The organism is Pseudarthrobacter sp. WHRI 8279 (assembly GCF_040224115.2).
GTDB lineage: Bacteria > Actinomycetota > Actinomycetes > Actinomycetales > Micrococcaceae > Arthrobacter.
This window is the reverse complement of the sequence record NZ_CP168162.1, coordinates 1,620,867-1,642,255: the sequence shown is the minus strand read 5'-3', so window position 1 is coordinate 1,642,255 and position 21,389 is coordinate 1,620,867. Positions and strand designations below refer to the sequence as shown.

The window sequence follows — 21,389 nt, the reverse complement described above, 5'->3', positions numbered from 1 at the left end:
CGTGTCAGGCCAGCCAGCGCCACCAGCGCGGCTGCTCCGGTTCCGGCGTCGGGTCCGGCTCCGGCTGCTCGCCCAGGGCCAGCGCGGCTTCGACGATATCGTCCGCGGTGAGCGTCATGACGGCGTCACGATCGAGCGCGTCGAGGCTGTGTTCCTCGTCGAGCGACAGGCGCAGCGCCTGGCGGTTGAGCGCCTGCTCGAACAATGTGCGGGCGAACCGTGCGTTGCCGGAGTCCTCGCCCGCGTGGAGCCCGGTGAGGATGCGGCGCAGCATCTGGTCCGCACCCGGCTCCAGCGTGTACTCGTGCTGTGCCAGCATCTGGTGGAAGATCGTCTGGAGTGCGTCGACGGAGTAGTCGGGGAACGTGATCTCCCGGGCGAACCGGGAGCGCAGTCCGGGGTTCGAGAGCAGGAAGGACTCCATCAGCCGCGGGTATCCTGCCACGATCACCACCAGGCGGTGGCGGTGGTCCTCCATCCGCTTAAGCAGGATCTCGATCGCCTCGGGGCCGAAGTCCATCCGGCCGTCCTCCGGGGCCAGCGCGTAGGCCTCGTCGATGAACAGCACGCCGTCCAGCGCACGCCGGATCACCCGGTCCGTCTTGATTGCGGTCGCGCCGACGTACTGCCCCACCAGGCCCGAACGGTCGACCTCCACCAGGTGGCCTTTCTGCAGCAGTCCGACCGCGCGGTACATCTCCGCCAGGAGCCGCGCCACGGTGGTCTTGCCGGTGCCCGGGTTTCCGAGGAACACCAGATGCTGTGATGTGGCCACCTCCGGAAGGCCGTGCGCCTTACGGCGGGCCTGGACCTGGAGCAGTGCGACGAGGGCCCGCACCTGTTCCTTCACGGTTTCCAGTCCCACCAGCGCATCGAGCTCGGCCTGCACCTCGGACAGCGGCCGGGCCGGCCCGGGCCTCGCACCAATGAGATCACCCATTAGGTCATCGACGCGCTCCGAATTGGGCAGCTTGAACTGATCGGCCAGATGGCCGATGGTTTCGCGCAGGTCGTCGAGCGGATGCCGGCTGGGAGCCATGCATCCACTGTAATACCCGATTCCCGGCCGGGTGGGGGTGCGGGGAAACAAAGAAGTGGTCCGGTGCTAAGCACCGGACCACTCCTGTTGCTGACCTAGGCCACGTCTACGCCGCCCAGTTCCATTTCGGCCACCGCTTCTTCAAGGTCCTCGGCGATCCCGGCCGTCAGCGAGCGGAGGACGGTGACGGAGTAGCCCGCCTGGACGGCGTCCAGGGCCGTTGCCATAACGCAGTAATCGGTGGCGATTCCCACAACCACGACGTCCTCCACGTCGTGGCTCTGCAGCCAGTCGTCCAGCCCGATCGCGTCTTCGTCCGGCGCGAGCCTTTCGGCGTCCGCGGGGCCGGGAAGGGCCCCGGGCTGCCGTTCGCCGGTGGGCACCGCGTCCTCAGGGGCCAGGAGGCCTTCAAAACCCGAGTAGGCAGCGGAGAACTGGCCTTTCTGGAAGTAGGCCTGGATGTATTCGGTGTCCAGGTCGGGATGCAGTTCAGCGCCGGGGGTGCCGGCCACGCAGTGCGGTGGCCAGCTGTCCTTCAAGTCGGGGGTGTCCGAGAAATGTTCTCCCGGATCGATGTGCCAGTCCTGGGTGGCAACGATGTGGTCGAACTCGCCGTGGTGGCCGTCCACGTACTCGCTGATGGCGCCGGCTACATCCGCGCCGCCGGAAACGGCGAGCGAACCGCCCTCGCAGAAATCGTTCTGGACGTCGACGATGATCAGTGCCCGGGACATCGGTTCTCCTCAGTTTTCTTCATAGAGAGTAGGGATGGCGGCTTCTCCGCGCTGCAGGCGGTTGACCACCGGTGGCAGCTCCGCCATGGAGTCCGCATGGCGCTGGCGGGCCCGGAGCACGCCCTCGTGGCCTGTCCACCCCGGCAGCAGCTCCCCGTTCTTCATGAACTGCTGCAGGAGGGGCCGGTCGTTGCCGTCATCCTCCGGCCGCCGGCCGACGCCCACCACTTCCGCGGTGGCAATGCCGCGCTCGTTCAGCTTGCGCAGCGCGTACTTGCGGCCGCCCACGCTGGCCTTGTTCTTGGCCGCCTTGGCCACCGAGACGAACGTGCCGTCGTCGTCCGTGCGGCTGACCAGCTTGTACACCATGCTGGCTGTCGGGGCGCCCGAGCCCGTGACCAGGGAGGTGCCCACGCCGTAGGAATCCACGGGGGCGGACTGCAGCGCGGCAATGGCGTACTCATCAAGGTCTGAGGTGACCACAATCTTGGTGTTTTCGTTGCCGAGGTCGTCAAGGAGCCTGCGCACCCACTGCGCCTGGGCCACAAGGTCGCCCGAGTCCAGCCGGACCGCTCCCAGGCGAGGACCCGCAAGGTCCACGGCCGTGCGGACGGCTGCTTCGACGTCGTACGTGTCCACCAGCAGGGAGGTGTGGTCCCCAAGCGAGGCAATCTGCGCCTCGAAGGCGTCCCGCTCGGTGTCGTGCAGGAGGGTGAAGGAGTGCGCGGCCGTACCCACCGTCTTGATCCCGTAGCGGATACCGGCTTCGAGGTTCGAGGTGCTGTCAAAACCGGCAATGATTGCCGCCCTGGCGGACGCGGTGGCCGCTTCCTCGTGGGTGCGCCTGGACCCCATTTCTATGCACGGCCGGCCGCCGGCCGCGGTGACCATCCGGGAAGCCGCCGAGGCAATGGCGCTGTCGTGGTTCAACACGGACAGAAGGTAGGTCTCCAGCATGCAGGCCTCGGCGAACGTGGCCTCGACGATCAGGATGGGGGAGTTCGGGAAGTACGCCTCGCCTTCGGGGTAGCCCCAGATGTCGCCGGAGAACCGGTAGGACGCGAGGTACTCGAGGGTCTGGGCGTTGACCACCTTGGTGCGCTCCAGGAATTCGAGCTCGGCGTCCCCGAAGCGAAAATTGGCGATGCCCTCCAGCAGCCGACCCGTGCCGGCCACGATGCCGTAGCGCCGGCCGTCCGGCAGCCGCCGGGCAAAAGCCTCGAACACCGACTTGCGGTGCGCGGCCCCGGAATGCAGCGACGCCTGCAGCATCGTCAGCTCGTAGTGGTCGGTATAAAAGGACGTGCGGGGATGCTCCCAGCCGGCGGAGGTACTCACGAAAATCACTCTAGTCCCCACCGGCTCCCACGTCTCGCTTCGCTTCGCCGCGGGGCCCTCGCCGGCGTGGGCCCACCCACCGGCTCCCACGTCTCGCTTCGCTTCGCCGCGGGGCCCTGTAGAGCCCCATCCGGCGTGCGCCCGGCATCCCCATAGAATGGACAGATGACCTTAAGCGTTGCGCTCGGCCCTGATACACAGGAGGGCACCCGGACCGGAACAGTGGAATCCACAGATTCCCTGACCGCACCGGACATCCCCTGGAACCTGGTGATCTGGAACGATCCCGTCAACCTCATGAGCTACGTGAGCTATGTTTTCCAAAGCTATTTCGGCTACTCCGAGAGCAAAGCGAACAAGCTCATGATGGAAGTCCACAAGAAGGGCCGCTCCATTGTTGCCTCGGGCAGCAAGGAACAGGTGGAACGCCATGCCGTGGCCATGCACGGGTTCGGGCTGTGGGCCACCGTGGAAAAAGCCAGCGGCGGAAACGGCAACTCCGGCGGAGGCCAGGGCAAGGGGAAACGTGGCTAAGGCATTCAAGTACGGACTCAAGGGGATCACCGGCTACCTTGAGCCCGCGGAACGGGACCTGCTGCGCAGCCTGATCCATGACGTCATCTCCATGCTCCAGCCTGAGGACCGGGACGGCCAGGATCCCCTGGCTGCCCTGATCGGCCTGGACATGGACGTGGCAGAGCCCACTGACCGGGCCGTCAAGCGTCTGCTTCCTAACGTCATGAAGGACGACGCCGGGGCCTCACTGGAGTTCCGCCAGCTCACCGAACGCTCCCTGCGGGAAACAAAGATCGGCGCCCTCAGGGCGGCCGCCCTGGACCTGGACAAGGACGAGATCGTGCTGACGCCCGACGGTGCACGGCACTGGTCCATGGCGCTGAACGATGTCCGGCTGGTCCTCGCCGAGCGGCTGGACATCCAGGACGAGGAGGACGCCGAACACGTCCACCTGATGCAGGACTGGTCCCAGGCCGAGGACGTGGAGAGCTACCTGGCCCTGGTCTACAACTTCGCCACGTGGCTCCAGGAGTCACTGGTGCAGGCCATGCTGCAGTCCCTGGACTCCCGCCGATGAGCGGCGCGGATTCCTTCCCGCCCCTGCGCTGTGACACACCAGACATGAGCTCCCGGCCACAGGTTCATGACTGGAGCCGCGGGGAAGACCTATCCTCGAATAATCATGAGTAGAGCCTCAAGCATGGATCCGTCAGCCGGCGCTGCCGCGGGGTCCGACGCCAGCGACCTGCCCGCCGCCGCCCTGGAATCGCGGCCCATTGGCGTTTTCGACTCCGGTGTTGGCGGGCTGACGGTGGCCCGCTCCATCATCGACCAGCTTCCCAATGAGTCCATCCTCTATGTGGGGGACACCGCGCACGGACCGTACGGCCCCCTGCCCATCGCGGAAGTGCGGGCCAACGCCCTGGGCGTGATGGACGAACTGGTGGACTCCGGCGTCAAACTGCTCACCATAGCCTGCAACTCGGCGTCGGCCGCTGTCCTGCGGGACGCCCGCGAGCGGTACACGGCCAAGTACGGCATCCCGGTCATCGAAGTCATCCAGCCGGCGGTGCGGCGTGCGGTGGCAGCAACACGCAGCGGACGGGTCGGCGTGATCGGCACCTCCGCAACGATCGGCTCGCGCGCCTACGAGGATACGTTCGCCGCCGCGCCGGATTTGGCGATCACCTCGGTGGCGTGCCCGGAATTCGTCAGCTACGTCGAGGCCGGGATCACCACCGGGCCTGCGCTGCTGGCCGTCGCCGAGGAATACCTCGCACCACTCAAGGCGGCCGGCGTGGACACGGTGGTCCTGGGCTGCACGCACTACCCGTTGCTCACGGGCGTCATCTCCTACGTCATGGGCGCGGATGTGACCCTGGTGTCCAGCGCGGAGGAAACTGCCAAGGACGTCTACCGTGCCCTGGCCACCCACAACCTGCAGCGCACGGACGCAGCCGCGCCGGAGCACCACTTCGTGGCCACCGGAGATGCGGGCCAGTTCGAGGCCCTGGCCCGCAGGTTCCTGGGGCCCGAGGTCCTCTCGGTCCGCCACGTGGACCATGTGTCCGCCCAGTACCCCACGGGAAGCCTGGCCAGGATCACGCCGGAAATGATCGCCGCCGCCCAGAGTGCCGCCGCGCGCCCGCGGATCTCCAACTTCGTGGGCAGTTCAGTGACCGGAGGCACCGGCCAGTGAAGCTCACCATCGTAGGCTGCACGGGGTCCTTTCCCGGCCCCGGGTCACCGGCATCGTGCTACCTCCTGACCGCGAACGACGGCGAGCGGACCTGGAAAGTGGTCATGGACCTGGGCAGCGGGGCACTGGGTGCCATCCAGCGGTACACCGACCTGGAGGACATTGACGCCATCTTCCTGACCCACCTGCACCCCGACCACTGCATGGACCTGTGCGGTCTGCACGTGGCTGTCCGGTGGAAGCCCGGCGGCTGGGGCCGCGGCCGTATCCCTGTCTGGGGACCTGCGGCTACGGCAGACCGGATGGCGACGGCGTACGGCCTGGAGCTGGATCCCGGGATGCGCGAGGAATTCGACTTCACCAACTGGGCAGAACGCGAAGCCGTGACCGTGGGCCCGTTCACCGTGACCCCCTTTGCCGTAAACCACCCCGTGGAGGAGGCCTATGCCCTGCGGGTGGAAGTGGTGGAGCCGGACAAGGAGGGCGCCTTGGTGTCCCGGGTCCTGACGTATTCCGGCGATACTGATTCCTGCGCCGGGCTTGAGGAAGCAGCCAAGGACGCTGACCTGTTCCTGTGCGAGGCAGCCTTCGAGGAAGGCCGCGACGACGGGATCAAGGACGTCCACCTGACCGGCAAGCGTGCGGGGGAAGCCGCTGCGGCGGCGGGCGCGCGGCGGCTCCTGCTGACGCACATTCCGGTGTGGACATCGCAGACCACGGTGATGGCCGAGGCCCGCCCGGTGTTCGGCGGCGACGTTGCGGTGGCCGTTGCGGGAGTGCACTACACCATCTAGCCCTTCTGCTGATCCTGGCTTCGAACCTGGGCCCGGCATAGCTTGGGCGTGCAGTCGATAAGCTAAAGGCATGACTTCTGAAGCAACTGCAGTGCCCATCGTGCGCGCCGACGGCCGCGCCCCCGACCAGCTCCGGCCCATCAGCATCACCCGCGGATGGTCCACCCAGGCCGAGGGATCCGCCCTGATCGAGTTCGGCAACACCCGGGTCCTGTGCACCGCATCCCTGACGGCGGGCGTCCCGCGTTGGCTTAAGGGTGAAGGCCGCGGTTGGGTCACTGCCGAGTACGCCATGCTGCCCCGGGCCACCAACACCCGCTCCGACCGTGAGTCCGTCAAGGGCAAGATCGGCGGCCGCACCCACGAAATTTCACGGCTGATCGGGCGGTCGCTGCGCTCCATCATCGACACCAAGGCCCTGGGCGAAAACACCATAGTGCTTGACTGCGACGTCCTCCAGGCGGACGGCGGCACGCGCACGGCAGCCATCACCGGTGCCTACGTCGCGCTCGCAGACGCCATCCGCTTCGCCCGCGAGAACAAGCTCATCGCCAAGAACGCCCAGCCCCTGGTCGACACCATTGCGGCCGTGTCCGTGGGCATCATCGACGGCGTTCCCATGCTGGACCTGCCGTACGTTGAGGACGTCCGGGCCGAAACCGACATGAACGTTGTGGTCACCGGGTCGGGCAAATTCGTGGAGGTGCAGGGAACGGCCGAGGGCGCACCCTTCGACCGTGCCGAGCTGGACCAGCTCCTGGACCTGGCGCTGCTGGGCACCACCCAGCTCGCCGCCATCCAGCGGGAGACCCTGGCGGACACGCTGTGAACCCGGCAGGCGGCCCAGCTCCCCGCCTGGTCCTGGCAACCCACAACAAGGGCAAGCTCCGTGAGCTCCGCGAGCTGCTGCGGGGACAGGTCCCCGGGCTCGACGTCGACACCCAGGTGGTGGACGCGGCGGCGGCAGGTGCCCCGGACGTCGTCGAAACCGGCGTTACTTTTGCCGAGAACTCGCTGCTGAAAGCCCGTGCCGTGGCGGAGGCCACCGGCCTGGCGGCCATTGCCGACGACTCCGGCCTTGCGGTGGACGTGATGGGCGGGGCACCCGGGATCTTCTCGGCCCGGTGGGCGGGGACGCACGGGGACGATGCCGCCAACCTGCGGCTCCTGCTCAGCCAGCTCTCCGATGTGCCGGACATCCACCGGGGTGCGGCCTTTGTCTGCGCGGCGGCCCTGGCAGTGCCGGACACAGACGGGCGGCTTGGCCATGAGGTGGTTGAGTACGGGCAGCTGGAGGGTGTGCTGCTGCGCGAACCTCGGGGCAGCGGAGGATTCGGCTACGATCCGGTGCTGCAGCCCGCGGGGGAGGACCGGAGCTGCGCTGAGCTGTCCGCGGAGGAAAAGAATGCCATCAGCCACCGCGGCAAGGCTTTCCGCGCGTTGCTGCCGGCCATCGTCGAGGCGCTGCGCCGGGCGGACGGCTGACGGGCACGGCACCAACGGTGGCCGCTTAACCAAAAAAGGTATGCTTCCCGCCGCAACGGGGAGCATACCTTTTGTGTGTCCGGCGCCTTACGGAAGGCGGGGGGTCTTCTGTTCGTCGTCGGGAGCGTGCTCCTCGATGAACTCGTCCACGGGGTCGGTGCCGTAGGCCTTCGCCTGGCGCTTGGCGGACAGGCCGCGGAGGACCTCCACGCCGATGGGCAGGACAGACACCAGGACGATCGCGATGAAGATGATGTCCAGGTTGTCCCGGACCCACGGGATGCGGTCGCCCAGCAGGTAGCCGAGGAGCGTTACGCCGCCGCCCCAAAGTACCGCGCCGATGACGTTGAAGAGGAAGAACTTCTTTTTGTTCATCTGGGCGACGCCCACGATGACGGGGACGAAAGTCCTGATGATGGGGACGAAGCGCGCCAGGATCAGGGCCTTGCCGCCGTGCTTTTCGAAGAAGGCGTGCGCGTTCTCCACGTTTTCCCGCTTGAACAGGCGCGAGTTGGGCTTGTTGAAGATGGCGGGGCCGGCTTTCGACCCGATGAGGTAGCCGGTCTGGTTGCCCACGATGGCCGAGATGATGATCAGCAGCGCGAAGACCCACACGTTGAACTTGATGGTGTCCGTGGCCACCAGGAGGCCGGCCGTGAACAGCATGGAGTCACCGGGCAGGAAGAAGCCCACCAACAGGCCGGTTTCCGCGAAGACGATGCCGCAGACCAGCAGGACCACCCACGGCGCCAGGGCGGGATCGGCCAGGAAGACTTGGGGGTTCAGCCAGTCGGGCAGGAAGGAGGCCAGCTGGGGCTGGACCGGTCCTGCTCCGCCCAGCATGGACACGGCGAGGTCATTCATCACAGGAAAGTTCACCCCTCAAGGGTACTTGACAGAGCTGTGCCTGCATGGAGGGGCAGCATTCCGGCGGTAAGGTGGGGCCGTGGGTTTGGACTTTACGGCGATCGACTTTGAAACTGCGAACGGCTTCCGGGGCTCTCCCTGTGCGGTAGGCCTGACGAAGGTCCGGGGCGGCCGGATCGTGGAGGAGGCCTCATGGCTGATGCGCCCGCCGCAGAACCACGACCATTTCGACTACCACAACGTCCGGATCCACGGCATCCGCGCTGACGACGTTGCCGGGCAGCCCCGCTTCGGGGAACTCTTCCCCGAAATCGGCGCGTTTATTGGCGATGACATCCTCGCCGCGCACAATGCCGCCTTCGACCTCGGCGTGATCCGTTCGGGCCTGGAGGTCTCCGGCCTGCCGGGGCCTGCCTATGACTACGTATGCACGGTCATGCTCTCCCGGCGGTGCTACTCGCTGGTATCCAACTCCCTGCCGTTCGCCGCTGAGGCAGCAGGCGTGCCGCTGGTGAAGCACCACGACGCCGCAGAGGATGCCCGGGCGTGCGCCGGCATCCTGGTCGACATCGCCCGGCGCAACCAGGCCAACAGTATCGCCGAACTTTACCTTTCGCTGGGGCTGGTGATGCCGCGCCAGCAGGCCTTCGACCCGGTGACGGACGGGCTCTCAAAGGCCAGCATTACGGCCCTTGCCGCTGCCGCCGGCGGCACTGCTGCGCCGCTGCGGCCCTTCCAGGCGGGCTGGCCGGAGGAGGGCGACAATCCGCTTCCCAACCCCGACGCCGAGCCGGGCCACCCCCTGCACGGACAGACCGTCGTCTTCACCGGGGAGCTGTCCATCGGGCGCCCGGAGGCCAAAAGACGCTCTGCCGAGGTCGGCGCCCGGCCGGAAAGCCGGGTGACCGGGCGCACCACCGTCCTGGTGGTGGGGGACGGCTTTGTTGCCTCCGACCTCCGGTCCGGCAGGCTGACCGGCAAAGCCCGGCGGGTGCTGGAGCTCCACGGGCGGGGCCAGGCGATCGAAGTATTGTCCGAAGGCGAGTTCCTGCAGATGGTGGGGGACTTCGCAGCCGCAGCCATCGCCTGAGGCCCCCGGTTGGGCTGTTTCTTCATGGGGCGCAACAAAGCTTTGCCCGCGTACTCCGCGCTCCTAGCCTTGGCTCATGGGCTCCCTGTTCGCTTTCCCCAATCCGGTCAACGAGTACGCCGCGCGCGTCACTGCCGGGCTGGTGGTGGCGCTCGCCGTTGTAACGCTTGCCGCCGGCTCCGGCTGGGGCCTGCTGGCCATCGCCGCCGGGTTCTGGCTGCGCGTGCTCTTCGGACCCAAAATTTCCCCGCTGGCACTGGTGTCCGTCAAGGTCATCACGCCGCGGCTGGGACGGGTGAAGCTGGTTCCCGGGCCGCCCAAACGCTTTGCACAGGGCATGGGCGCAGCAGTCTCCACCACGGCCCTTGCCCTGTTCGCGGCCGGAGCCGTACCCGCCGCCTGGACGGTGCTGGGCGTCCTGATCGTGGCGGCGTCCCTTGAAGCCTTTGCCGGATTCTGCCTGGGCTGCGTGGTCTTCGGGTTCCTGCAGCGCCGCGGACTGATCCCGGAGGACGTCTGCGAGGCATGCAACAACATCAGCCTTCGCCGGTCGTGACCCCCACCAGCATTTTGGCCATGCCGCGGATTGCCTCGGGCGCCTCCAGCGACTCCAGCCAGTCCGCAGGAAGGCACTCCTCGCCGTAGAAGGCCCCCAGGATGTTCCCGGCCAGGGAACCGGTGGCGTCGCCCTGACCGCCGTGGCTCACCGCCAAGGACACCGCCGCGCGGAAGTGCCGGACGGGCAGCGTGTCCGCAACGCCGTCGTTAGTGCCATCACCGTCAGTGCCGCCGTCCTTAGTGCCACCGTCGTCTTCGCCGGCGTTGCCTGAGGCAGCGCCGGGGAGGGTTGCGAGTACCGCGTAGAGCGCGACGGCGAGGGCTTCCTCAGCGGTCCGGCCGTCACCGAGTGCATGAGTTAGCTCCTCCGGCGTCACCACGCCCCGGGTGGCAAGCGAGAGTGCGGCTTCCAGGCGCTGGGGCAGTTCCGGTTCCACTCCGCCCAGGGCACGGGCGTGGGCGGTCACGGAAGAGGCGGCGTCCGGGAGCCCCTCACCCGAAACCAGCCGGTGGACCAGCAGGCTGAAAATCCCGGCAGCCTGGCGCGCTGCAGGGTGCCCGTGGGTCAGGGAGGCTGCGTCGGCACTCAGCTTGTAGACGGCGTCGGGCGCAATATGCGGGATCAGCCCGAACGGGGCAGAGCGCACCACGGTGGCGGAATCCTTCGATGCGGGATTCACGGGGCGGGCGGAGGTGCCCATTTCACCCGTTGCCAGCCCGGAGATGCAGGTAGCGCTGGGGTCCCGGCGCTGGCGGAGCGCAGCGTGCCCGTCTATCCATCGGGGCTGGGGTGTGGGAGCCGACGCCGGAGCGGCCTCCCCCTGCGCGGCGAGCCACCGCAGATACGCCAGCCACAGGCAGGCGTTCACGTCCGCGCCCACACCCGAATTTGCCCATTCCAGCGCCTCCACCAGCCCGTCCACCGTGTAGAGCGTCAGCTGGGTCTCGTCGGAAAATGCGCCTGTCACGGGACCGAATCCGGTGATGCCGCGCCCGCCTGGGCCGCGCCGGATTTCCTCCACAGACTGCGTGCCGATGGTGTAGCCCAGGGAATCGCCCAGCGCGCCGCCCAGCAGGCAGCCATGGATGCGGGACTTGAGGGCAGGGACGGAGGATCCGGGGTCAATGCTCATGCCTGTAAATTTACCGTGGCCTCCGGCGGCGCAGTGACTCCCGCCCGGCCCTGCAGGGCTGGGCGGGAAACGCGAGGCCCCAGCAAACGTCCAGCGTCGGCTGGAATAATGGAAGGGTTGCCCGGCGGCAGCACCGCCATCTCCTGCCTACCAAAGGGTCCCACCATGAGCACGCCCGCCCCCGTTCCACACGACGTCCTGCTGCCCCGCAGCCCGGAGACCGCCCCGCCGGGACTCCTGCCCAGGCTGGGGGCCGAGGCGTTCGGCACGTTGTTCATCGTGGTGGCCGGCCTTGGCGTGCCGCTGTTCACTATCCCCGATTCCAGCCCTGTCCCCGCGGCACTTGCCGCCGGCCTGGCCGTGACCGCCGCGATGCTGGCGTTCGGCCACGTCTCGGGCGGCCACTTCAACCCCGCCATCACGGCGGGACACCTTGTGGCCGGCCGGATCAGGGCCGGGGCTGCTGCCGCCTATGTGGGCGCCCAGCTGGTGGGGGGACTCGCAGGCGCCACCGCGCTGTTCGGGATCCTGCGCACCTTGCCGGGTATCTCGGACAGCCGAACCGCTTTTGACACCGTGACCGCCGGCTTCGCCGAACACTCCATCATCCAGGCGCCGCTCGCGGCGGTACTGCTCCTTGAAATGCTCGGAGCCGCAATTGTTGTGGCGGTCTTCCTGGGCGCGCCGGGCCGGGAAACCGGCTTTGGCGGGGACGGCGGCCCAGCGGGGCAGTCCGGCAGGGACAGCCGGGACCGGGGCAGCCGGTCTGCAGCCCCCGTGGCCGTGGGCCTGACCTTTGCCGTGCTCCTGCAGTTGGGCCAGTCGGTGGGGAACCTGCCGTTCAATCCTGCCCGCGCCGTTGCGTCCGCGGTGTTCAGCTCGGGCTGGGCCGTTGGGCAGCTCTGGGTATTCCTGGCCGCCCCGCTGCTGGGTGCAGCCATTGCAGGACTGGTTTTCCGGAGCTTCGGAGCGCCTGCCCATGCCGGTGCCGCCGCCCAGGCTGCGGGAGAACCCCGTGAAGCAGGGGAAACCGGCGGAACCGCCGAAAGCGCTGAAACAGTTGAAACCAACGAAACCGGCCGGGGAGCCGAAACCGCCGCGGACGCTGGGGTGACCGGGCAGGGCGGCCGAGCCGGCAGCGGCACGCATGGATCCGGGCCCGGTGAAGCCCAGCCCAGCGAAGCCCAGGAATTCTTTGACGGCAAGCGGGGCTGACGGTGGATGCGGCGTTTGCTCCCGCTGTCAGTGGCAGCCGATAGCTTAGGAACATGCGGTTACTTCACACATCGGACTGGCACCTGGGCCGGTCCTTCCATGGCGTTGGCATGCTGGATGCCCAGCGGGACTTCGTAGACCAGCTGGTCCGTGCGGTCACCGAGCACGGCGTTGACGTCGTCCTGGTGGCCGGGGATGTCTATGACCGCGCCCTTCCGGGCGTCGACGTGGTGAACCTGCTGGATGAGGCCCTGGTCCGCCTGACAGCTGCGGGTGCACAGGTGGTGCTGACCAGCGGCAATCATGATTCCGCCATCCGCCTGGGTTTCGCCTCCCGCCTCCTGGAACGCGGGGGAGTCCACCTCCGCACCAGGATCGAGAGCCTGGACACGCCGCTGCTGCTGCCCCTGGACCAGGCCCCTGGCGCCGGCACCGCAGAAGCAGTGCTGGCCATCTACGGCATACCCTGGCTCGAGCCCCGCCTGGTCGCCGAGCAGCTCGGGGCGGACACCCCCAGCCACTTCGAGGTCACCCGGGCGGCAACCGCGATGATCCGGGACGATATCGAACGGCGTTCAGCTTCCGCTGCCGTCCACTCCGTGGTCCTGGCGCACACTTTTGCCAGCGGCGGGATCAGCTCGGACAGCGAACGCGACCTCAGCATCGGCGGCGTCGGTGCCGTTCCGCTGGACCTTTTCGACGGCTTCAGCTACACCGCGCTGGGCCACCTGCACGGACGGCAGGCCCTGTCCCCGCAGGTCCGGTACTCAGGCTCGCCGCTGGCGTATTCTTTTTCGGAAGCCGGGCACCGGAAGGGCGGCTGGCTCGTGGACGTTGACGCAGGGGGAGTCAGCTCTGTGCAGGAAGTCCTGTGGGAAGCGCCCCGGGTTCTGGCCGTGCTGCGCGGTCCCCTGCAAGAGCTCCTTGAACGGCCCGAACACCAGTGGGCGGAAACAGCCTACTGCCAGGTCACGCTGACAGACGCCCAGCGCCCGGCCCGCGCCATGGAGCGGCTCCGCACCCGTTTTCCGGAGACGCTGGTCCTCGGTTTCGATCCGGAGGGCGGAACACCGGCCACCGCTTCCAGCTACAGCAGCAGGCTCGCCGAGGCACCCGACGATCTCTCCGTATGCTGCGGCTTCCTGGAACACGTGCGGGGCAGGGTCCCCGATGACACTGAAAAGGCGGCGCTCGCTGCCGCGCTGGAGAACGTCCGCCTCCTGGAGGCTTCACGATGAGGATCCACCGCCTGCTGATTTCCGGGTTTGGCCCGTTTGCCGGCACCGAGGAGATCGATTTCGACCGGCTCAGCGCACACGGCCTGTTCCTGCTCAACGGCCCAACAGGTGCCGGGAAAACCAGCGTGCTGGATGCCATCTGTTTTGCCCTCTACGGTTCCGTTCCGGGAGCCCGCCAGGACGGTAAACGGCTCCGCAGCGACCATGCCGAGCCGGCCCAGGAACCCGCGGTGACCTGTGAGTTCTCGGCCCAGGGACGCCGCTTTGAAGTGACAAGGTCCCCGGCCTGGGACAAACCGAGCGCCCGGGGCAAGAACGGCTTCACCACCCAGCAGGCGAAGACCCTGCTGCGGGAACGGGTTGGAGGGACGTGGACGGAAAAGTCTGCCCGCAATGACGAAGCCGGCGCAGAGATCCTGGCCCTGCTGGGCATGGACCGGGAGCAGTTCACCCGTGTGGTGATGCTGCCGCAGGGAGACTTTGCTGCTTTCCTGCGCTCCAAGGCCACCGACCGGCTGGAACTCCTCCAGAAGCTTTTCGGTACCGAGCGGTTCGAATCGGTGGAGCAGGAACTGTCCCGTCAGGCGCAGGTGGCCAAGGAGGAGGTGTCCCATCTTGCGGGCCGGCTCGAGCTCCTGGCAGCCCGCGCTGAGGCCGAGGCGGCACGCCTCGGCCTCGACGCGTCCAGTGCGCCTTCTTCGGAGAACACCGCGGTGCGGCTCGACTGGCTGGAAGCAGCAGTGGCGGGCCGGCTGGAGGAGCTGACGGACGGGGCCAGACAGGCCGAAGCCGCCAGCGCTGAATGCAGGAAGGCCGCGGAAGCTGAAGCATCGCGCGCCGACCAGCGCCGGAAGCTTGATTCCGCCGCCGCCCGGAAGGTGGCAGTGGAGCAGGGCGCGCAGCTGCTTGACGATCACATCCTCCGGCTTGCCCGGCACCGGAAGGCCGAGGTCCTGCAGGGGCAGCTGCGGAACGTTGATGCCAGTGCCGCGAAGGCCCGGAGCGCCGCTACCGCCATGGAATCAGCCGTGACCCTTCTGAGCCTGGCTGCGGGGGAGGACCCTGAACTGGCTGAGCTGGAACTCCACTTTGCCCCGGGCCCCGCCACCGATGCGGCAACGTCCGTCGCCGGAGCCGGGGAGGAGCTGGCACGGCTGCGCTCGCTCCTGGCCGTGGTGGAGGCCAGGCTGCCGGACGAGGACAGGCTGCAGGCCCTTCGGAAGCGGCACGGCACCCTGGCAAAAAAGCAGGAGGAACTTGCCGCCGCCCTTGCAGAGGCCAACCGGCGCGCCGATGCACTGACGGACGAGCGGCGCCTGCTCCATGCCGGGCTGCCTGTCCTGGAACAGCATGCGGCTGCCGCGTCCCTGCGCCAGAAGGAAGCGGCGGCTGCGGACGAACTGCTGGACGTGGTCAGGCGCTACGGTTCCGCTGTTGCGGCCCGGGACCTGGTGAAGGTCCGCCATGACGAATGCCATGACCGGCAACTGGAGGCGAAACGCCGCTGGCTGGACCTGAGGGAGCGGCGCCTTGCCAATGCCGCCGCCGAGCTGGCAGCCAAGCTGGTTCAGGGGGAGCAGTGCCCCGTATGCGGCAGCCCGGACCATCCTGCCCCGGCGGCAGGCAGTTCCGGTGGCCCGGAACTTGCCCAGCAGGAGGAAGAAGCGCGGCTGGTCCACGAGGCAGCAGAGGCGGCGTACGCCCTGGTGGCCCACGAACTCGGGGAGGCCAGGCAGCTGGTGGCAGTACTCGCCGGGCAGGGCGGAGACACCGCGGAGGACGAGGCACTTAACGCGGCGGACGGTGCGCGGCGGGCAGCCGCCGATGCCCGGACTGCAGAGAAGGAACTGGAAGCCGTCAGGCTGCGGCTCGGCAAACTCGACACCGCTGCCGCAGCTGCGCAGGAATCCCGGACCGGCACCGAGGGCGAACTTGCCAGGACGGCGGCGTCTCTGGCCGACGTATCCGAGCAATCCTTGGCCCTTGACCAGGCTCTGGCCGGGCTGCGGGGCACCCACCGGACGCTGGCCCAGCGGTTGCGTGCCTTGGAGGGCGCGGTGACGGTGCTCAACAAGGCGGTTGAGGCGCAGGCGCACCTCGAACGGATGGAAGCCCAGGCCGCCGAGGCGCTGGAGCAGCTCGACCTGGCGCTGCCTGCGGCCGGCTTCACCTCGGCACGCGAGGCACGTGAACAGTTGCTCGACGCCGCCGAGGCCGGCGCACTCGAGGCACGGGTGCGCGCAGCCCAGGACGAGGAAGCCAGGGTGGCGGAGCTGTTCGTCTCCGATGACGTCCTGCTGGCGCTGGAGGAGAAGTCCGCAGGCTACGAGTTGGACGGGAAGCGGCTTGAGGCCCTTCGTGAAGCTGCTGCGCAGGCACTCCAGGCCGCACGGGATGCCGACCTTGCTGCCGGCATGGGCGCACGGTGCCTTGCCTCGCTGCGCAGCATCCGTGCTGAGTACGAAGACGTGGCAGGATCGGCGCGGCAGCCGGCAGAGCGGGCGCAGATGCTGGCCGGGCTGGCGGATGCCGCCGCCGGCCGTGGCGAGAACACCTACCGGATGAGCCTGAACAGCTACGTCCTCGCTGCCCGCCTGGAACACGTTGCCGCGGCTGCCTCAGAGCGGCTGGTGGCCATGAGTGATGGCCGCTACCTGCTCCAGCATACGGACGCCAAGGCCGCGCGCGGGGCAAAATCCGGGCTTGGACTGGAGGTGGTGGATCAGTGGACCGGGTTCCGCCGGGACACCTCCACCCTATCCGGCGGAGAGTCGTTCATGGCATCCCTGTCCCTGGCGCTTGGCCTGGCGGACGTCGTCCAGCAGGAATCCGGTGGAGTGGAAATCGAAACCCTGTTCGTAGACGAGGGGTTCGGCAGCCTCGATGAGCAGTCGCTGGAGCAGGTGATGGACGCCCTTGAAGGGCTGCGGGACGGCGGCCGCGTGGTGGGCCTGGTCAGCCATGTTGCGGAGATGAAGCAGCGGATAGGCGCCCAGCTCCAGGTGCTAAAGGGCCGGAACGGCTCCACGCTCCGGATCTCGGACGCTGCAGACGCACCAGTGTGACAGGGTAGTGCCCCTGCGCTCCAACCGGACTGGCGGGCTGCAGGCCGGATAGGTATACCGTCCGGATATAATTGCACTGTTACCGGGTTGCGCGCATCGGGAGGAGGGACGATGCGCACGAGATGAACGAGCCCGGAATTGAACTCACCCCTAACACCTGCCAGCACGCAAGTACCCGGCCCCGCCGCCGGAGAGCTGTCACCAGCCCCGGCCCCAGCTACCCCCGCTCCACTCCTTCCGGGAGAAACCCCTGCGGCCTCCCGAAGCCGCTTCGCCAGACTGCCCCTTCTGGCCGGCCGGACCTTTATACCCCTTGGCCTGTTTGCCCGGCTGCCGCTGGCCATGCTGACAGTGGGTACGCTGACCCTGGTCACGTCAGCCAGCGGCTCCTACGCGCTCGGCGGGATGGCGGCAGGAGCCGTGGGGATCGGCTCGGCCCTTGGCGCGCCGGTTCTGGGGGCCCTTGCCGACCGCCGGGGACAACGCCCGGTGCTCCTGCTCGCCGCCCTTCTCAACAGCGTCGCCGTGGTGGCCCTGATCCTGGCTGTGTGGGCAACGGCGGAATCCCCGGGTATCCCGGCCGCGGTCCTGGCCGCCGCCTTCCTGTCAGGTGCCAGCTGCCCGCAGGTTGGCCCGCTTGCCAGGGTCCGCTGGATGGCACTGGCCGCCCGCGGCCCGGGCAAGGACCAGGCACGGGACCTGGACACCGCCCTTTCCTACGAAAGCACGGCAGATGAGGTGACCTTTGTCCTGGGCCCGGCACTGGTGGGAATCCTGGCCAGCCTGCTGGCGCCCTGGCTGCCCCTCGCAGTGGCGGTGGCACTGACCATCACCCTCGTCCCCGCGTTCGCAGTCCACCGTACACACCGGGCGGTTCCGGCAAGCAGGCCAGCCGCGGGAAACAGGATGCCGGCCGGTTCACGGGTCCGGGCCGGAAAGCTCCCGGCAGCGGTGGCCGTGCCGGTGCTCGCCATGGTCTGCATGGGAACGTTCTTCGGCTCCACCCAAACTGCGCTGAGCTCCTTCTCGGCAGGGTTTGCAGGCTCTGAGGCGGCGGGCCTGCTCTACGCCGTGATGGGGCTGAGCTCGGCCGTGGCCGCACTGTCCGTTGCGTACTGGCCGCAGCGCTTCGGCCCGGCCCGGCGCTGGGTGCTGTGCGCCGCGCTCATGGCTGCGCTGTCCCTGCTGCTGCTCCTGCCAACCTCGATGCCCGCGATGGTCGCGGCGCTGCTGATCCTGGGCCTCCCGGTGGGGCCCGTCATGGTCACAGTCTTCGCCGTCGGCGGGACCATCGCCCCTGCCGGCCGCCTAAGTACTGTGATGACGGCGCTGGCCAGCGGCATCGTTGCCGGCACTGCGCTGGGATCTTCGCTGGGCGGCCAGCTTGCCGAAAGCCACGGCTACGCAGCGGCCTTCCTTGTCCCGGTCTGCGCCGCCTCCGCGCTGGCACTCCTGGGGGCGGGAGCCGCCGTCGCCCTTGGCCGGAAGGCCTAAGCGAGCTGCCGCTCAATCCTGGCCGCGCTCTCAACCAGCGCGGCTCCCACCGCAGCGGGATCATGGGATGAGCGGATATAGACGACAGACAGCGCAGCGGGGCGGCCGCCAGGAACCCGGACCGGCGCCGCCAGGGAGGAAACCCCGGCAATCACCTCGTCATGGCTGGCGGAATAGCCGGCGCGGCGGGCTTCGGCGGCTTCGGGGCGGTAGGGGATTCCCGTGGCCAGCCGGTCCCATTCCGCCTCGGTGAGCGCGGACTGGATGGCGATGCCGGGCGCCCCGGCGTTGATGGGATGACGGGTGCCGGGACGTTGCGCCACCGTGGCGCCGGAGTGCCTCGGTTCCACCGTGAGCAGGGTAATGCAGTCGTGGTGGTCCCAAACAGCGACAAACGCCGTCATGTCCAAAGCATTAGCCAGCTGCGTCAGTTCCGGCAGGGCTGCAGCCTGAAGGTTGCGGGAAACGCCGCGCGCCAGAACCGCCAGGCCGGGCCCGGGCTGGACCCGGCCGGCGTCATCACGCACCAGGAGTGAATGGTCCTCCAGGGTCCGAAGGATTCGGTAGGCCACCGACCTGTGCACACCCATGGCGTCCGCCAGTTCCGCAATCGTCAGGGGCGCGGATGCCGCTGCCATGATCTCCAGGGCGCGGATACCCCGCGACAAGGTCTGGGAGGGGGAAGCCTGCGCTGGCGCTGCTCCGGCCGGGGCTGCGGCGGTGGAATTCATGGTGTCCATCCTAGGTGGCGGGTACGCCCGACGCCCCCATCGCCAGGCGTCTGCGGCCGGGAAACGTCCTGAATACGAAACGGCATTCCAAATATAGAACTCGTGTGCCGGGGAGTCTACGGCGCCGGGGTATGAGCCCCTCCTTGCACCGATGGCATCCGGTGCCGCCGGCCGGCCTGGCAAGAAAGTTCCGGAAGCCCGTGTTCCGCCTCACATTTTCGGTGTACCCTACTAACTAACTGACCGTTCTGTCGGTAATCCTGAAGGCGTCCCGGCAGCACTGCTGCCTTGAACAATGGAGTTTCAATGACCACACCTTCCAAGGTGGACACACTCGCCGGCCCCAGCTCCCGGCGGGAGGAACGCAAGGTCCTCGCCGGCACCCTCGTCGGTACCACCATCGAGTGGTACGACTTCTTCATCTTCGCGCAGCTGACCGCAACGCTGCTGTCGCCGCTGTTCCTTGCACCGCTGAACCAATCCAACCCGGGCCTGGCGCAGATCCTCTCGTTCGCCCTGATCGGCATCAGCTTCCTCTTCCGGCCCCTGGGCGCCGTGGTGGCCGGGCACCTGGGCGACCGCCTGGGACGCAAGGCCATGCTCGTCTTCACCCTGGTAATGATGGGGGCAGCCACGGCACTGATCGGCATGCTCCCCACCTACGCGCAGATCGGCGCCTGGGCTCCCATCCTCCTGATCCTGCTCCGCATCATCCAGGGCTTCTCGGCAGGCGGCGAATGGGGTGGCGCGGCACTGATGGCCGTTGAACACGCTCCCCTGAACAAGCGCGGCCTCTTCGGCGCCTACCCCCAGATCGGTGTACCGATCGGCATGATCCTGGCCACCGGGCTGCTCTTCTTCCTCAACTCCAACATGTCCAAGGAAGACTTCGCAGCCTGGGGATGGCGCGTGCCGTTCCTGCTCTCCATCGTCCTGATCGTGGTGGGCTACCTGATCCGGCGGGCCGTCGCCGAAAGCCCGGTCTTCCAGGAGATGGCCGCCCGGAAGCAGGAAAGCAAGGCACCGCTGGGCGAACTGGTCCGCAGCCACAAGAAGCCGGTCCTGTACTCAACCATGATCTTCATCGGCAATAACGCCGCCGGCTACCTGCTAATCGCCTTCTTCATCGCCTACGCCACTCGGACCCTGCAGATGCCCACCCCGCAGGTCCTCCTGGCCACCACCCTGGCGTCCTTCGGCTGGCTGATCTTCACCCTGGCCGGCGGCTGGCTCTCGGACCGCATCGGCCGGGTCAAAACCTTCCTTACCGGCTACGCCATCATCTTTGCCTGGATGATCCCCATGTTTGCCCTCATCGACACCAAGAACATCTGGCTGTACGGGCTGGCACTGTTCGTCCTCACCATCGGACTCGGGCTGTCCTACGGCCCGATGTCCGCAATGTACGCCGAGATGTTCCCGGCCAACGTCCGCTACTCGGGGATCTCCATCGGCTACGCCTTCGGCGCCATCCTTGGCGGTGCCTTCGCGGCGACCATCGCTGAAACCCTGCTGCAGGCCACCAAATGGACAGGCTCCATCGGCATCTACATTATGATCCTCTGCGTCATCTCCGCCATCGGCGTGGTTCTGGCCAAGGAAACCAAGGGGCGGCCGCTCGGCGTCAGCCACCACTGACGGCGTGGACCCCTCACCGTCTTCCTAACGACAGCGGGCCGGACCATAGTGGTCCGGCTCGCTTTGGCGTATCAGGCCAGACGAGGGCCGCCGTTATCACTGCTCCAGGATGCTGATCGCGTCGTCGTCGGACAGTTGGTCAAAGTGCCGGTAGAAGCTGCCCACCGCCCGGAACTTGCCGGGCAGGTGCAGGCACAGCACGGCGTCGCACACCCGCTCCAGGGAAGCCTCCGCCTCGACGGAACCCACCGGGGCGGCCGCAACGACGGTGGCCGCGCCGCCCTCGCGCACTGCTTCGACCGCTGCCCTCATGGTGGCGCCGGTCGCCAGGCCGTCGTCGACCAGCAGGACGGTCTTGCCTGCCACGTCCAGGTCCGCTCCGGGGTAAAGTTCCACGCGGCGGAGAAGTTCCGTGCGTTCCCGCCGTTCCACCGCGTCCAGTGACTCCTGGCGCACGCCGTGTTCGAGGACCCGGTCCAGCAGGGGTTTGTTGATCAGCCGGACGGTGCGGCCCCGAACCCACGCCAGTGCCCCGTAGGCCGTTTCATCATGGCCGGGGATCCCCAGCTTCCGGACCAGGACTGTTCCAAGGGGCAGGAAGAGGGCTTTGGCGACGGCGGCCGCTACCGGGATGCCGCCCCTGGCCAGGCCAAGGACCACCGTGTCCGGCCGTTCACGGAACTGCGTGAGCACAGCAGCGAGGCGTTCACCGGCATCCGTGCGGTCTTCAAAAAACGTGCCCATCAGTCCCTCCA

The 21,389-nt window shown here is 67.9% G+C and carries 20 protein-coding genes; 13 read left to right on the top strand and 7 right to left on the bottom strand.

Annotated elements, in window-relative coordinates; translation table 11 throughout:
• Positions 1-4: 4 nt before the first annotated feature.
• The 3 genes from ABRP28_RS07450 to ABRP28_RS07440 form a co-directional block, all read right to left on the bottom strand.
• Positions 5-1,039 (bottom strand): AAA family ATPase, encoded by a 1,035-nt coding sequence (locus tag ABRP28_RS07450; RefSeq protein ID WP_231455026.1) that lies wholly within the window; start codon positions 1,037-1,039, stop codon positions 5-7.
• Positions 1,040-1,134: 95 nt separating this feature from the next.
• Positions 1,135-1,773: an isochorismatase family protein gene (locus ABRP28_RS07445; protein ID WP_350002641.1), complete on the bottom strand. Its 639-nt coding sequence runs from the start codon at positions 1,771-1,773 to the stop codon at positions 1,135-1,137.
• A 9-nt stretch (positions 1,774-1,782) separates the two neighbouring features.
• Complete coding sequence (locus ABRP28_RS07440) at positions 1,783-3,111, bottom strand: nicotinate phosphoribosyltransferase (protein WP_104185158.1); 1,329 nt, start codon at positions 3,109-3,111, stop codon at positions 1,783-1,785.
• Positions 3,112-3,276: 165 nt separating this feature from the next.
• On the opposite strand from ABRP28_RS07440, the gene clpS reads away from it, so the two are divergent.
• The 6 genes from clpS (at position 3,277) to rdgB (ending at position 7,605) form a co-directional block, all read left to right on the top strand.
• On the top strand, positions 3,277-3,645 hold the full coding sequence (gene clpS, locus ABRP28_RS07435) for an ATP-dependent Clp protease adapter ClpS (protein WP_350002640.1): 369 nt from the start codon (positions 3,277-3,279) through the stop codon (positions 3,643-3,645).
• A complete protein-coding gene (locus ABRP28_RS07430) occupies positions 3,638-4,204 on the top strand; it encodes a DUF2017 domain-containing protein (protein ID WP_231456828.1) in 567 nt (188 codons plus the stop codon). Before clpS ends, ABRP28_RS07430 begins: the two co-directional genes overlap by 8 nt.
• 123 nt (positions 4,205-4,327) lie before the next feature.
• On the top strand, positions 4,328-5,326 hold the full coding sequence (gene murI, locus ABRP28_RS07425; RefSeq protein ID WP_350002671.1) for a glutamate racemase: 999 nt from the start codon (positions 4,328-4,330) through the stop codon (positions 5,324-5,326).
• Positions 5,323-6,120: an MBL fold metallo-hydrolase gene (locus tag ABRP28_RS07420; RefSeq protein ID WP_350002639.1), complete on the top strand. Its 798-nt coding sequence runs from the start codon at positions 5,323-5,325 to the stop codon at positions 6,118-6,120. Before murI ends, ABRP28_RS07420 begins: the two co-directional genes overlap by 4 nt.
• 70 nt (positions 6,121-6,190) lie before the next feature.
• Positions 6,191-6,949 (top strand): ribonuclease PH, encoded by a 759-nt coding sequence (rph, locus tag ABRP28_RS07415; RefSeq protein WP_350002638.1) that lies wholly within the window; start codon positions 6,191-6,193, stop codon positions 6,947-6,949.
• Complete coding sequence (gene rdgB, locus ABRP28_RS07410; protein WP_350002637.1) at positions 6,946-7,605, top strand: RdgB/HAM1 family non-canonical purine NTP pyrophosphatase; 660 nt, start codon at positions 6,946-6,948, stop codon at positions 7,603-7,605. Before rph ends, rdgB begins: the two co-directional genes overlap by 4 nt.
• Positions 7,606-7,692: 87 nt before the next feature.
• On the opposite strand, the gene ABRP28_RS07405 is transcribed toward rdgB, so the two are convergent.
• Complete coding sequence (locus tag ABRP28_RS07405; RefSeq protein WP_350002670.1) at positions 7,693-8,469, bottom strand: VTT domain-containing protein; 777 nt, start codon at positions 8,467-8,469, stop codon at positions 7,693-7,695.
• 82 nt (positions 8,470-8,551) lie between these two features.
• On the opposite strand from ABRP28_RS07405, the gene ABRP28_RS07400 reads away from it, so the two are divergent.
• Together ABRP28_RS07400 and ABRP28_RS07395 are read left to right on the top strand one after the other, a co-directional pair.
• Positions 8,552-9,562 (top strand): exonuclease domain-containing protein, encoded by a 1,011-nt coding sequence (locus tag ABRP28_RS07400; protein WP_350002636.1) that lies wholly within the window; start codon positions 8,552-8,554, stop codon positions 9,560-9,562.
• A 76-nt stretch (positions 9,563-9,638) separates the two neighbouring features.
• The gene (locus tag ABRP28_RS07395) at positions 9,639-10,118 is read left to right on the top strand and encodes a DUF4395 domain-containing protein (protein WP_350002635.1); all 480 of its coding nucleotides are present in this window, start codon (positions 9,639-9,641) and stop codon (positions 10,116-10,118) included.
• Here the strand turns inward: ABRP28_RS07395 and ABRP28_RS07390 are convergent.
• Complete coding sequence (locus ABRP28_RS07390) at positions 10,099-11,253, bottom strand: ADP-ribosylglycohydrolase family protein (protein ID WP_350002634.1); 1,155 nt, start codon at positions 11,251-11,253, stop codon at positions 10,099-10,101. The genes ABRP28_RS07395 and ABRP28_RS07390 overlap by 20 nt on opposite strands.
• Positions 11,254-11,418: 165 nt before the next feature.
• On the opposite strand from ABRP28_RS07390, the gene ABRP28_RS07385 reads away from it, so the two are divergent.
• The 4 genes from ABRP28_RS07385 (at position 11,419) to ABRP28_RS07370 (ending at position 18,265) form a co-directional block, all read left to right on the top strand.
• Entirely contained in the window at positions 11,419-12,468 is a 1,050-nt protein-coding gene (locus ABRP28_RS07385; protein WP_350002633.1) for an aquaporin, read from the top strand.
• Positions 12,469-12,521: 53 nt separating this feature from the next.
• Positions 12,522-13,706 (top strand): exonuclease SbcCD subunit D, encoded by a 1,185-nt coding sequence (locus ABRP28_RS07380; protein WP_350002632.1) that lies wholly within the window; start codon positions 12,522-12,524, stop codon positions 13,704-13,706.
• Positions 13,703-16,771 (top strand): SMC family ATPase, encoded by a 3,069-nt coding sequence (locus tag ABRP28_RS07375; RefSeq protein ID WP_350002631.1) that lies wholly within the window; start codon positions 13,703-13,705, stop codon positions 16,769-16,771. The genes ABRP28_RS07380 and ABRP28_RS07375 overlap by 4 nt, the downstream gene beginning before the upstream one ends.
• Positions 16,772-16,966: 195 nt before the next feature.
• Positions 16,967-18,265 carry an MFS transporter gene (locus ABRP28_RS07370; protein ID WP_374152970.1) on the top strand — a complete coding sequence of 433 codons (1,299 nt, stop codon included), beginning with the start codon at positions 16,967-16,969 and terminating at the stop codon, positions 18,263-18,265.
• On the opposite strand, the gene ABRP28_RS07365 is transcribed toward ABRP28_RS07370, so the two are convergent.
• Positions 18,262-18,996 carry an IclR family transcriptional regulator gene (locus ABRP28_RS07365; protein ID WP_350002630.1) on the bottom strand — a complete coding sequence of 245 codons (735 nt, stop codon included), beginning with the start codon at positions 18,994-18,996 and terminating at the stop codon, positions 18,262-18,264. The genes ABRP28_RS07370 and ABRP28_RS07365 overlap by 4 nt on opposite strands.
• 306 nt (positions 18,997-19,302) lie before the next feature.
• On the opposite strand from ABRP28_RS07365, the gene ABRP28_RS07360 reads away from it, so the two are divergent.
• Entirely contained in the window at positions 19,303-20,634 is a 1,332-nt protein-coding gene (locus ABRP28_RS07360; protein WP_231456818.1) for an MFS transporter, read from the top strand.
• Between the two features lie 96 nt (positions 20,635-20,730).
• On the opposite strand, the gene ABRP28_RS07355 is transcribed toward ABRP28_RS07360, so the two are convergent.
• A complete protein-coding gene (locus ABRP28_RS07355) occupies positions 20,731-21,378 on the bottom strand; it encodes a phosphoribosyltransferase family protein (protein ID WP_350002629.1) in 648 nt (215 codons plus the stop codon).
• Positions 21,379-21,389 lie beyond the last annotated feature (11 nt).